Genomic DNA, 11,901 nt, shown 5'->3' with positions numbered 1-11,901 from the left:
CGTGGCCACTTACGTGCTGATTGCCATTGTTAAGAAGGAGTTGCAATTGAAGGCCTCGCTCTACACTTTTCTACAGATTTTGTCGGTGTCTGTTTTCGAGAAAACCCAGATTTCATGCGCCTTGCAGACCGATGCTCACACAACCGCACCACCTGACTGCGCTAAGCAGTTGAATTTGTTCACTTTTTAACCGGACACTACTGATCTAATTTTTATTATTTATTTGGGTATAGTTGGTCCCACCACACCTGTTGCGCTGAACGGCGCAGGAGGGAGGTTGCAAGGGGATGGATGCCGCTTTTGGGCTGCAAATTGATAGCTGCATGCAGATGCAGCGATTGGTCTGAGACCCATGGTGCAAGCCGCTTGCAACGACTTCAACAAACAGATGCATTGACACGGCCCGGGTGTATCAACCGGGTTTTGCGGTCTGCATCTCCTTTTGCCGTATGGATACTCATCTCCGCCAAGCCAGTCCTGACGATAGTTCGTCGATCTCGCTGCTTGTTCAAGCGAGCTTTGTCTCGGACGTAGCGTCGAACTGGGAGCGTTCCGCTCAAGAGGAATTCCTACGAGAAACAACTTCCGAGAGGCTCTCAGGGCTTATCGCCGCGGCGACCTTTGTTGCGGTATATGAAGAAGAAGGTCTAATTCTTGGCGTGATCTCGTTTGCTCGACCCAATCTCGTTCAATTGCTTTTTGTTGCTTCAGGTCACTTGCGCAGGGGAATTGGGAGAGCGCTCTGGGAAGCAGCGCGGGCACACATCGAAGAGAGGCACCCGGAGGTCAAGACCATTGAACTCAACTCCTCGCCGTACGCCGTATCGGCATACAAGGCTTTGGGCTTTTACCCGATTTCGGAACCGTTCCAACTAAAGGGATCAGTGGCAACTCGTATGGCCTGCTGGTTACCAGGCAGAACTCTTGCGCGAGCGCAGATTGCGATCTAAACCATTCCTTCAAGCGGTTCCGCCTAAGGCGGTCCACTTCAGTCAAACCTTGAGGCGTCAAAACCATGCTCTGTGCACATCCATTCATTCTTCGGCCGTATCGCCAATCCGACGCAGCGGAAATGAGTGCTGCTGTCCGTGAATCAACCGAGACGGTCGGACGATGGATGGGTTGGGCAACGCCCGACTACACAGACTATGACGCACTGTGCTGGTTTGAGTACTGCAACCAGTCGCGTGCCGCTGGCACAGCGCATGAGTTCGGAATTTTCACCAACAACGATGAGTTCATTGGTGGGTGTGGGCTCAACGAGTTTTCGAGCATCAACAATCTGTGCAATCTTGGGTACTGGACCAGGCAGTCGCGGCAACGATCTGGGGCCGCAACATCCGCAGTACTCGCACTGCGCGAATTCGGCCTGCACCGCCTCAAGCTCAGCCGCATCGAGATCGTGGTGGCTGAGGGCAATATGGCCAGTGTGGGCGTGGCTCGCAAGGTCGGTGCCACACATGAGTGCATCGCTAAAAATCGCCTGCGGGTGCATGGCAAACCGGTAGCTGCGCATGTCTTCTCTTTCATCTCCGCCCATGACGCTTAGGCCATTTTTTTATATTTTTTGGGTCGTCATGATAACACGACATATAATGCAGTGACGAGTCGCCTACCATATTGTTGCTGACTGGCAAGATACCTGTTGCCCTCTAAATTTCAGACGCGGCAGCGGAGAACTGCGATGTTTTCCGCAAAAACTAACCTATTGCCCAAAAATGGTGTCTGAAGAGGCGGTGAAGCGCGAACGAATACGAATGAAGTTCTGACTTACTTAAGGATCTACAAATGACAAACTGGAGTTTTTTAAGTGCCGCACCATTTCCGAAAAATACGTTTTACAGCAAAAGATTGTCCCTTCGGATTGCACGCGACTCGGATATGGAGAACATCTACATGTTGGGTTACAGTGAATGGGGCGAAGGGATGGCTTTAGATGAGTATTTGGATCTTTGTAAAAATTCAATAAAATATCAAAAAGGAACTTGGGTATTATTTGAAGATCTTAAAAATAAATCCCCGATTGTTGCCTTGATTTGTTACCAACTAGCCGGCGTAATCGACGTTCCCGTTGTTGGCATAGGGTCCCTAGCTACCCATCCAAGCCTCAGAAAACAAGGATATGCTTCTGAGGCGCTTAAAACAATTATGGATATATATGATAAGAACTTCGGTGTTCAGTTTTTGATACTATTCCCTGACAATGAAACAACTATATATGAAACTCTCGGTTTTATTTGTGCCAATCCATCGGCGAGTGCACATTTAAATGATTATCCAATGTACTACAGCACGGGACAGGCAACCCTGAAACATGTTGCCAATGTCTCAGAGAGAATTAGTTGCACACCATACTTTTGATTAAGAGCGTCTGAAATTATGTCGGCACCAGCGCGGGGTCGGTAGCTCAGGCAATGAAAAAATATTCCATCATTCGCGGCGTGAGAAATCATGGCTCAGAGATACCTGAATCCGCCCGTCAAAACCATTGCCGAGTTTGAAATCTATCGAGTCTGTAGGCAACAGGCAGGAATAGTCACGCACAAAATATGCACCGAACGCCAAGATTCCGGTGGAAAGCGCCCACGACTGCGCGTTCTTTGCGTTGGGGGTGATATTGCTTTGCGGGGCCACGAAACGTTGTAGGATTATTGGAGAAATTAAGCTGGGATTTTGTCGGTCTAATTTGAGGTCACGGATTCAGGCTCCTCTTTGTTCGTTAGCGAGATGTTCAGAATGAATTGCTCTTTCATTAGCATTTTTTATTGCCTTGCAGTGCTCTAAAAAGCATTTTACCTCATGTTTGCTATAACCTAAAATTTCTCCTATTGCGTATTCAGTCGCCTCATCCACGCATCGAATATCTTGTTGATACTTTATAAGTTCAGATAGTTTTGCCGCATCAAATTCTCCACCTTTAATATATGCAATAGTATTGTATTCATCAGGGTAAAGGTATTTTATATCCAAACGGCTCTTATTCTCGAGAAAATCGCTTGGCAAAATTTCGAATAGCGCTACTTTTTTAAGGCCGGCAAGCATCAATTGGTATTCGCGGCCTTCATGCGGACCAATTTCGGGGGGTAGTTCAAATTTCATAGAAGGATTGCTGCCCGATGGCACTTATTTTTCGAGATGGATCAAACAGAACGGTTGGTGGATCGACTACCCCTATCGGATCAGTTCAATCGTAATTATCTACGCAAAAACAATACGCTTCCAGAACTTCCAGCACCTCCATAACCTTTGCTCCAGCAGTTGTAGCAATGATATGGGCTGTAAACACCGCCATGAGGTGCGCCACAAGTGACGCATCGATAAATGAAACTTGAACCTTCAGTCTCCTTCATTTCTTGCTCTGAGAGCGCAAAAATCTGTAAAGGTAACTGATCTTGACCGAACAGTGCGATGACGTCCGTTTGAGGGCATACCGAATATGTGAGCGTGTTGGGTTGTCCACCCTCCGGGTTAAGCTCGGCAGCTTGAACGTGCACAGATAGAAGTATTCCTGCCACCAGCGCCAGTGCAGCGTATTTCAAGGTATTCGTTTCGACTCCTTTTGTTTAAACGTACAACAAGCCTCGAAACCACTCCGGAGGCACCTATTGGCGGTGTTGCAGCACCACCAATCTCTATAGGGGCGTCTTGGGCCGCCTATTTTTTCACCCGTTTCAGGTCCGATACGTCAGCGCTCAAAGGGTGTACAGCCAGTTCAGTCGCAACTCCGATCCGCTGCGCCCCGATGCATTGAGCTTGAAGCTGGTGTTGAGCGTGTTGCCTTTGTCAAAGCCATAACCCACGCCAAGCATCAGGTCGGTGGCGGTGCGCGTCATGTCCTGGGTTTGTCCATCGAAGCGGTCGGCAGCGCGACGTGTCCACGTAACGCCCGTGCTCAGCGTCACCCGGTCGTTCACGGCGAAAGCCACGCTGGGGTTGAGCAGCAGCAGGTTGCCGGGCTTGTAGGTTTGGTCACCGTCTTGCCGACTCTGGTTGTAGCGGTAGGCGCTGGTCAACGAGAACACCAGCGGGTCAATGGCTTTGTATGTGGTCTGCCCTGCTGGGCGAGTTCGGCGAATCCCAGCACGGCCGGCGTTACGTCGTCTTTCTTTAATTGGTAGTTGATACCGGCCCAGGCGTCAGCAAAGCCGGTTTCGCTACTGGCGGCTGTTCCGGCCAATCCCTGCTACGCTGCTGTGAAGCCAGCCCGCTGACGCGAGCAAAAACTTCAGCCTGGGCGGTGAGGCCGAAGCGTAGGCCCAGTGTGGCAACAGCGATGTCGCTGTTGCCCGTGCTCTCGCCGATGAGCGTGGGCAGTTCCACAAAAGCCGTCGAACCTGTCTGTACGCTGATAGGAGCCCCGGTTGAAACCCCTTGTCGGTCGCTCTTGGTATAGGCAATGGACAGATCCAGCTTAAACTGGCCTTTGTCGGTGATGAGGTCTTCCACCGTCAAAGGCAAATCGGCCCTAGTTTGAGCAGCAAATAGGGCTAAAGCCATGAGCGATAGGCGACATGCACGCATGAAACTCCCTTATTTGTTGTTCAGGCTCCATGAGGTAGCAGACGTTCGTTACGGATAGGAAATCCTATTACATTAAAATTATTAATGAACCATATTGTTTTATAAAATGTTAATTATGGCTGCATTCCGGGGTCTGCTTGGTTGCTTGCTCTGGGCTAGTTGTCCGAGATGTTTCGGTTTGACCGGGTTTGAGCAGTGTCAGGCTCAGCCTGCCTCGCAGCGATGGGCATCTCGCTGTTTTAACCCCCTCACCAACTGATGCGCTGATCAAGCTCCAAGTCCGGTGCAGTTTGGCACTCTCGATTCCATTGTGAGTCTGGCTCAACACCCAGCACCGCCCACAGAATGTGCGCTGAGCGTTTGGGCGGCACCGGCTGAGCAGGCTCGGCCGGGCTTGGGAGTGGGTTGCTGACCCCAAGTGCGCCCTCGCCCTCGCCTGTGCTGGCTCAGCTCGCACCTGCGTCTGTTGCGCCGCCGGTTGTCCCTCTGCGCCCTGTGCCAGTGCAGACACCGCAGCCCTGTGCGGTGAATCTAAATCCGGCTACCCTGTCATCGCGAGCTGACTTGGTGGATCCCAAGTCGTCCCTGAAAAATTCACTTTCAGACCAGTGTCATGTTCATTGATCCAGACTTGACCGAGGGACCCATAAAAAACTGCCGCAATCGGTGGCCATGACCCCCCCAGCAAGGCCAGGCGCTGTGGAGCAAAGACTGGGTGGTCTAAGCCAAAACCCCGCTGGGCGCCGACGCGCAGGTGTTGGGGCACATGAGCCGCGACACTTACCGCACGGCCATTTCCAAGGAGCGCATCAAGGCCAGCACGGCAGCTGAGGTGGTCTTCAGTGCCCAAGTCAAGGGCGGGCGAACAATGCAAAAGGTGCACCGTGCGATTGAGTGGGCTTGAGTTTGTGGGCCACTTCTTGCAGCACCTCTTGACCAGCGGGCTCAAGCGCATTCGCCACTGCGGGTTGCTGGCCAACCTCAGCGGCAAGCAACGGGCCCAGGCCGCGTATTGGGCTTCCACCGACGACACCAGGTCCGTAGGTGTCGAAAAAATCAAAGTGACTTAACGAAAAACAAAACGACTGATTTTAAAAATTTGAGTCGGTCAATTTGTTTGTTGTGAACGGTGCAGCTTGATTTTTAGAATTTCCACACCTTCATCCAACCGAGTGAGCCCTTCGCCATGCTGCAAAAAGTAAACGACATTTCGCCCAGCAAACTGTTGACCCGTCAGGCATTGGACAACTACGACGCAGGGGCTGAAAGCTGGCAAAAACAGTTTCAGCGCCGCTACACCCACCACAGCGAACTCAAAGGGGTGCTCAACCAGATCGAGGATGTGAACGAGACGGTCTACGCCAAGTTTTCCATGTCCATCACGCCTTACATGGCCAAGCTGATGGACCGTGACGACCCGAATTGCCCGCTGCGCTTGCAGTACTTGCCTTCTTTCCACGAGGAAACCAAGCCCGAGTTTGCCACTTTGCTCGATCAACTCGGCGAAGAAGGGGACACCATAGAAGGCACGAGCGTGGTGCACCGCTACCCACGGCGCGTGTTGTTTTTGGTCTCCAACACCTGCGCCACCTTGTGCCGTTTTTGCACGCGCAAACGCATGGTCTCGCAGCCCGATGGCACGGTGGCCAAAGACGAGATCGAGGCTTCGATTGACTACATCGCCAACAATGAGCAGATCCAAGATGTGCTGCTTTCTGGCGGCGATCCCTTGACCTTTTCGGATGAGCGGCTTGATTACATCTTGGGCGAACTGCGCCGCCGCGCACCGCATGTGCGGTTCTTGCGCATTGGCTCGCGCATGGTGGTTCAGCTGCCCACCCGCGTCACACCCGAGCTGTGCGCGGTGCTGGAAAAGCACAAGGTTCAAATGGTGAACATCCACATCAACCACCCCAAAGAGATCACGCCTTTGTTGCGGGAGCGGGTCAAGATGATTCAAAAAGCAGGAGTCATGATGGGCCTGCAGACCGTTTGCCTCAAAGGTGTGAACGACGACGTCGAGGTGATGCGCGACTTGTTCATGCAGTCCATTGAGATGGGGGTGCGGCCTTACTACGTTTACTCGACCGACATGGTCGAAGGCGCGCATCACTTTGTGGTGCCGCACCACCGCATGATCCAGCTCTATGAGGGTCTGCGCGGTTGGATCAGCGGCCCGGCCGTGCCGACTTTTATTGTGGACGGCTTGGGGGGACTGGGCAAGCTGCCCATCATTCCGCAATACGTCAAGGAGGAATTGCTCGACGATGGCGATGGCACCACGGTCAAGTGCCGCAACTACGCAGGCAAGACGGTAGAAATGCCGGGCTTGGGGGTTCACTTTCGCGTGCCCAGCAAAAGCAACTGAGCCAGCGTGAAGAGACCCGCCGCCATGCCAACTTTTCTATCGCCCTACGGCCAGCACCGCGTGATGGAGCCGCTGGGCGCACTGCCGCAAGCGGCTTGGAAAGTGGACAACCTCACGCCTGTTTTGAGCAACGAGATCCTGATCGATGTGGACATGCTGAACATCGATTCGGCCAGCTTCACGCAAATCAAAGCAGTGACCGACGGCCAGCTCGATCGCATGGAAAAACACATCCTGGACATTGTTCAGCAGCGCGGCAAGTTGCACAACCCGGTCACGGGATCGGGTGGCATGCTGATGGGGACGGTGGCCCACATTGGTGCAGACATCGCGGCCAAGACACCGCTGCAAGTGGGTGACCGCATCGCCACCTTGGTCTCGCTGTCGCTGACGCCTTTGCGGATTGAGCACATCCAAAAAATCCACCTCGAACGTGACCAGGTGCAGGTGCAAGCCAGCGCCATCTTGTTTGAAACCAGCCTGTACGCCAAACTGCCCAGCGACATGCCTGAGGCCGTGGCCTTGGCGGTGTTGGATGTGGCCGGGGCACCCGCGCAAACGGCCAGGTGGGTCAAGCCCGGCGACACGGTGGTGGTGGTCGGGGGTGGCGGCAAATCGGGGTCTTTGTGCACCTTTGAGGCCAAGAGACAAGCGGGGCCTGGCGGCACCGTGATTGGGGTGTCACCCTTTGAGGCGGATTGCCAGCGCATGCGCAGCTGGGATTGGGTTGACCACGCTTTGCAGTTGGATGCCCGCGATGCCCTGGCCATGATGGCAGGCGTTGCTGAAGTCACGCAAGGGCGCATGGCCGATGTGGTGATCAACTGCGTCAACATCCCGGGCACCGAGATGGGCTGCATCCTGGCCACGCGCGATCGCGGCACGATTTACTTGTTCTCCATGGCCACGAGTTTCAGCGCCGCAGCCCTGGGGGCAGAAGGCTTGGCCAAAGATGTCACCATGATCGTGGGCAACGGCTATGCCAAAGGCCATGCCGATCACGCCCTGAATTTGCTGCGCGAATCCAAAACGCTGCAGACCTTGTTTGCCAGCCACTATGCTTGATGTGGCCAGCATGCCCCACGCGGTGATCCAGCGCCCCAAATCGCTGTGGGAGAGTTTGCGCGCTCAGCCGGTTCGCTGTGTCTCGGTCATGGGCATGCGAAAAAACACGGGCAAGACCGTTTGTTTGAACTACCTGCTGGCCCAGGCCAAACGCAGCCATGTGGCGGTGGGGATCACCTCGATCGGCCGTGACGGTGAGGAGCGCGACGCGGTATTTTCCATTCCCAAACCGGCGGTGCGTGTGACCGAGGGCTGCTTGGTGGCGACCGCCAGCGACAGCTTGCTGCGCGCCAAGGCCCGTTTCAAAAAACTCGGTGGCACGGGCATTGCCAGCCCTTTGGGCGAAATTCTCATTGTCAAGGTCTTGAGCGATGGCGACATGGAAGTGGCGGGTGCTTCGCGTGGGCATGAGCAGTTGACGGTCATTGCCTGTCTCAAGCGCCTGGGTGCCGAATTGGTTTTTCTCGATGGCGCCCTGGGCCGCAGTCAACACGCTTCACCGGCCATTTCGGACGGTGTGGTGCTGTCCACCGGGGCGGTGGTGGGCGGCAGCATGCACGATGTGCTGCGCAAAACCCGCGAACGCTTGCAGTTGCTCAGCATCGCGCGCGTGCCGCCAGATTTGCAAGAGCGCACAGCCGCCACTTTTTCAAACGCTGCCGTGGGGGTCTGGAACGCGCAGGGCCAAGCCTTGTTCGAGGCGCCCATTGCCACGCTCAATGCGGCTTCGGTTTTGCTCAGCCTAGAGCAGCAAATGGGCTGGCACACCGTAGCGGTTTCAGGGGCTGTTGGCCGCTCTTTGTGGTCGGCCATGACGCAGCAGCTGAAAAAAAACCCGGGCATGAACTTGGTGGTCGCTGATGGCACCAAGCTGTTTGTTGAGCGCAACGATGTGTCGGACTTTGTTCAGCGCGGAGGTCGGCTGTGGGCCATGCGCGAGATCCGGGTGCTCGGCGTCACGCTCAACCCTTACTCACCCCACGACAGTGGCTTTGAAGCCAGTGCATTTTTGTCTGCCGCCCGCACGGCCTTGAGCGAGCACGTGGTCACCGATGTCTGGCTGGAGCCCACGCTGTTGCCAAGCGGCTTTGACAGCGTTTAGCCCTTGAAACCATCACCCTTTACTTAAAAAAATTCCGACAAGGTTTGTCCATGGCGCAACTCACACTGCAACAAGAACACATCGACGAGGCCAGGCAGTCTGCGCGCACGATCGCCCAACAGGTTCATGCCGAAATGAGCCTTTACACCACCACCACGGTCGAGCGCGCAACCTTGCGTTTGTTTGGCATCGATGGGGTCGATGAAAACGACATACCGCTGCCCAACAAGGTGGTGGACCACTTGCTGGAAGAGGGCTTGTTGCCCTATGGCGCGGCCACCATTTTGGCCGGGGCCATGGATGAACATGGGCTGAGCGCCCAGCAAATTGCCCAGGCCGTGAGTGACAAAACCCTGGTGCTGAAGCGGCCTGTCAATCCAGCGCATGCCCGGCTCGTGGCGCGCCGCTGGGCCACGCAAGCCTGTGAGGGCATTGCCCAGAACCGGGCGCAACGCGACCGCTTGATCCAAGGCAGCCAGCCCAGCGCCACACCCTGGCTGTACCTGATTGTGGCCACTGGCAATATTTACGAAGACATTGCCCAGGCCAGGGCCGCCGCCGAGCAAGGGGCCGACATCATTGCGGTGATCCGCTCGACCGGCCAAAGCCTGCTGGATTTTGTGCCCTACGGTCCGACCACCGAGGGCTTTGGGGGCACCTACGCCACGCAGGAAAATTTTCGCCTCATGCGTGCGGCCTTGGACGAGGTGGGCCAGAAAGTTCAGCGCTACATCCGCCTGACCAATTACTGCTCGGGTTTGTGCATGCCTGAAATCGCCGCCATGGGGGCCATGGAGCGGCTGGACATGATGCTCAACGACTCGATGTACGGCATCATTTTTCGCGACATCAACATGCGCCGCACCTTCATTGACCAATTTTTTTCTCGCATGATCAATGCCTACGCCGGCATCATCATCAACACCGGCGAAGACAACTACCTGACCACCGCTGACGCTTACGACGCCGCCCACACCGTCTTGGCCTCGCAGCTGATCAACGAGCAGTTTGCCTACCTCAGTGGTCTTGTGCCCGAGCAAATGGGCTTGGGCCATGCGTTTGAGATCAACCCCAACATGCCCAACGGCTTTTTGTGGGAGTTGGCGCATGCCCAGTTGGTGCGCCAAGTTTTTCCGCAAGCCAGCCTGAAGTACATGCCCCCGACCAAGCACATGACGGGCAATATTTTCAAAGGCCATATCCAAGATGCCTTGTTCAATGTGGTCAGCGTTTTGACCGGGCAGAACATCCACCTCTTGGGCATCATGACCGAGGCCATTCACACGCCCTTTATCCAAGACCGTTTTTTAGCCATTCAAAACGCCCGCTATGTGTTTGACACCATGCGCGACTTGGGCGCAGAGCTGGAGTTTGCACCCGGCGGGCAGATCCAAAGACGCGCCCAAGAGGTGTTGGACCAAACACGCCAAACCCTGGCGGAGATCGTTCGCATGGGCTTGCCTGCGGCCATAGAGCAGGGTACTTTTGCCGACATTTCCCGCACCCTCACGGGCGGCAAAGGGCTGGCTGGGGTGCTGCTCAAAGACCCTGACTACTTCAATCCATTTCCTGAGCTGATGCTCCAACACCCAGGGAGCGCCGCATGACCGCTTCAGTGCCTCACCCAGACACCCTCGACGCGGGGGATCAGCCCGCTGCGAAATGGGTCAAACCCTATGGCGACACCCAAGACGACGGCCGTGTGCAACTGTCCTTCACCTTGCCGGTGGCCTTGGATGAAAACAGCAAAGAAGCCGCGCGCCAGCTGGCCTTGCAAATGGGCCTGGAAGAGCCCGCTGTGGTGCACAGCGAAGACATGGGACAGGGGTTTTCGTTTTATGTGGTTTACGGGCAATGCAAACACCGGGTGGACATGAGCCGCATCAAAGTGGCCAAGCCCGAATTCGAGGTCATGGGCAAGGACGAGATCGACGCCCTTATTGCTGAAAAAATGGGCCGGAAAATGGTGGTGATTGGGGCCTGCATCGAGACCGACGCGCACACGGTCGGGATTGACGCCATCATGAACATGAAGGGCTACAACGGCCACAAAGGGCTGGAGAGTTACCACCAGATCAAAGCCATCAACATGGGCGCACAGGTGGACTCGGAGGTGCTGGTGGCCCGGGCGATTGAAGAGCGCGCTGATGTCATTTTGGTCTCGCAAGTCGTGACGCAAAAGAACATCCACTTGGACAACCTGACCCGCCTGGCCGATATTTTGGAAGCCGAAGGTCTGCGCGAACGCATCATTTTGATTGTGGGGGGCCCCCGCATCAGCCACGAATTGGCCAAGGAACTGGGCTATGACGCGGGCTTTGGTATCGGCTGTTATGCCGAAAACGTGGCCTCATTTGCCATTGACACCTGGATCAAACAGCAGGGCCAGCAGGGCGTGCCCGTGTCTGGTTCATTCCAAGAAAAAGGGGGCGCTTGATGTCAAGTCCAGTCAGCAGCACGATTCGTTTGCGCATGGGCCACAACGACGCCCACTATGCCGGGCAACTGGTGGACGGGGCGCGCATTTTGCAACTCTTTGGCGACGTGGCCACCGAGCTGCTGATCCACCACGACGGTGATGAAGGCTTGTTTGCCGCTTACGACCAAATTGAGTTTTTGGCCCCCGTCCGGGCGGGTGACTATATCGAGGCGCGTGGCCGCATCACCTCGGTTGGCAAAAGCTCCCGAAAAATGGTTTTTGAGGCTTATTGCGTCATCACCAGCGCCCAGTTGCCCGAGCAGCCCTCGGCATGCACCGCATTGGCCCAGCCGATTTTGGTTTGCCGTGCCAGTGGAACCTGCGTGGTGCCGGTGCATTGCCAGCGGTTTTAATCTCTTATCAAGG

Annotated in this window: 16 protein-coding genes and 1 pseudogene; 12 read left to right on the top strand and 5 right to left on the bottom strand. The window is 55.2% G+C overall.

What is annotated here, in order from left to right; all coding sequences use genetic code 11:
• The 4 genes and pseudogenes from ACIQ39_RS08280 to ACIQ39_RS08265 form a co-directional block, all read left to right on the top strand.
• Positions 1 to 190: pseudogene (locus ACIQ39_RS08280) on the top strand (IS4 family transposase); the annotation flags it as partial.
• A 259-nt stretch (positions 191 to 449) separates the two neighbouring features.
• Positions 450 to 950 carry a GNAT family N-acetyltransferase gene (locus tag ACIQ39_RS08275; protein WP_396434139.1) on the top strand — a complete coding sequence of 167 codons (501 nt, stop codon included), beginning with the start codon at positions 450 to 452 and terminating at the stop codon, positions 948 to 950.
• 65 nt (positions 951 to 1,015) lie between these two features.
• A complete protein-coding gene (locus tag ACIQ39_RS08270) occupies positions 1,016 to 1,549 on the top strand; it encodes a GNAT family N-acetyltransferase (RefSeq protein WP_396434138.1) in 534 nt (177 codons plus the stop codon).
• A gap of 239 nt (positions 1,550 to 1,788) precedes the next feature.
• Positions 1,789 to 2,361: a GNAT family N-acetyltransferase gene (locus ACIQ39_RS08265; protein ID WP_396434137.1), complete on the top strand. Its 573-nt coding sequence runs from the start codon at positions 1,789 to 1,791 to the stop codon at positions 2,359 to 2,361.
• Positions 2,362 to 2,430: 69 nt separating this feature from the next.
• On the opposite strand, the gene ACIQ39_RS08260 is transcribed toward ACIQ39_RS08265, so the two are convergent.
• From ACIQ39_RS08260 to ACIQ39_RS08240, 5 genes are all read right to left on the bottom strand, one after another.
• Positions 2,431 to 2,634 carry a hypothetical protein gene (locus tag ACIQ39_RS08260; RefSeq protein WP_396434136.1) on the bottom strand — a complete coding sequence of 68 codons (204 nt, stop codon included), beginning with the start codon at positions 2,632 to 2,634 and terminating at the stop codon, positions 2,431 to 2,433.
• A 66-nt stretch (positions 2,635 to 2,700) separates the two neighbouring features.
• A complete protein-coding gene (locus ACIQ39_RS08255; RefSeq protein WP_396434135.1) occupies positions 2,701 to 3,099 on the bottom strand; it encodes a hypothetical protein in 399 nt (132 codons plus the stop codon).
• A gap of 95 nt (positions 3,100 to 3,194) precedes the next feature.
• Positions 3,195 to 3,539 (bottom strand): hypothetical protein, encoded by a 345-nt coding sequence (locus tag ACIQ39_RS08250; protein WP_396434134.1) that lies wholly within the window; start codon positions 3,537 to 3,539, stop codon positions 3,195 to 3,197.
• Positions 3,540 to 3,692: 153 nt separating this feature from the next.
• Positions 3,693 to 4,022 (bottom strand): transporter, encoded by a 330-nt coding sequence (locus ACIQ39_RS08245; RefSeq protein WP_396434133.1) that lies wholly within the window; start codon positions 4,020 to 4,022, stop codon positions 3,693 to 3,695.
• 85 nt (positions 4,023 to 4,107) lie between these two features.
• On the bottom strand, positions 4,108 to 4,497 hold the full coding sequence (locus ACIQ39_RS08240) for a hypothetical protein (protein ID WP_396434132.1): 390 nt from the start codon (positions 4,495 to 4,497) through the stop codon (positions 4,108 to 4,110).
• Between the two features lie 760 nt (positions 4,498 to 5,257).
• Here ACIQ39_RS08240 and ACIQ39_RS08235 point away from each other — a divergent pair.
• From ACIQ39_RS08235 to ACIQ39_RS08200, 8 genes are all read left to right on the top strand, one after another.
• Positions 5,258 to 5,425 (top strand): hypothetical protein, encoded by a 168-nt coding sequence (locus ACIQ39_RS08235; protein ID WP_396434141.1) that lies wholly within the window; start codon positions 5,258 to 5,260, stop codon positions 5,423 to 5,425.
• Entirely contained in the window at positions 5,364 to 5,591 is a 228-nt protein-coding gene (locus tag ACIQ39_RS08230; RefSeq protein WP_396434131.1) for a transposase, read from the top strand. Before ACIQ39_RS08235 ends, ACIQ39_RS08230 begins: the two co-directional genes overlap by 62 nt.
• A 116-nt stretch (positions 5,592 to 5,707) precedes the next feature.
• Positions 5,708 to 6,889 (top strand): KamA family radical SAM protein, encoded by a 1,182-nt coding sequence (locus ACIQ39_RS08225; RefSeq protein WP_396434130.1) that lies wholly within the window; start codon positions 5,708 to 5,710, stop codon positions 6,887 to 6,889.
• A gap of 24 nt (positions 6,890 to 6,913) precedes the next feature.
• Positions 6,914 to 7,954, top strand: a complete 1,041-nt coding sequence (locus ACIQ39_RS08220; RefSeq protein WP_396434129.1) for an L-erythro-3,5-diaminohexanoate dehydrogenase — start codon at positions 6,914 to 6,916, stop codon at positions 7,952 to 7,954.
• Complete coding sequence (locus tag ACIQ39_RS08215; RefSeq protein ID WP_396434128.1) at positions 7,947 to 9,056, top strand: hypothetical protein; 1,110 nt, start codon at positions 7,947 to 7,949, stop codon at positions 9,054 to 9,056. The genes ACIQ39_RS08220 and ACIQ39_RS08215 overlap by 8 nt, the downstream gene beginning before the upstream one ends.
• Positions 9,057 to 9,106: 50 nt before the next feature.
• Positions 9,107 to 10,663: a lysine 5,6-aminomutase subunit alpha gene (locus tag ACIQ39_RS08210; RefSeq protein WP_396434127.1), complete on the top strand. Its 1,557-nt coding sequence runs from the start codon at positions 9,107 to 9,109 to the stop codon at positions 10,661 to 10,663.
• Positions 10,660 to 11,493, top strand: a complete 834-nt coding sequence (locus tag ACIQ39_RS08205) for an OAM dimerization domain-containing protein (RefSeq protein ID WP_396434126.1) — start codon at positions 10,660 to 10,662, stop codon at positions 11,491 to 11,493. Before ACIQ39_RS08210 ends, ACIQ39_RS08205 begins: the two co-directional genes overlap by 4 nt.
• On the top strand, positions 11,493 to 11,888 hold the full coding sequence (locus ACIQ39_RS08200; RefSeq protein ID WP_396434125.1) for an acyl-CoA thioesterase: 396 nt from the start codon (positions 11,493 to 11,495) through the stop codon (positions 11,886 to 11,888). The genes ACIQ39_RS08205 and ACIQ39_RS08200 overlap by 1 nt, the downstream gene beginning before the upstream one ends.
• Positions 11,889 to 11,901: the final 13 nt, after the last annotated feature.

It is taken from the genome of Limnohabitans sp., assembly GCF_044361645.1.
Taxonomy (GTDB): Bacteria; Pseudomonadota; Gammaproteobacteria; order Burkholderiales; family Burkholderiaceae_C; genus Limnohabitans_A.
The sequence above is the reverse complement of the archived record's forward strand: the minus strand, read 5'-3'. Positions and strand labels throughout refer to the sequence as shown.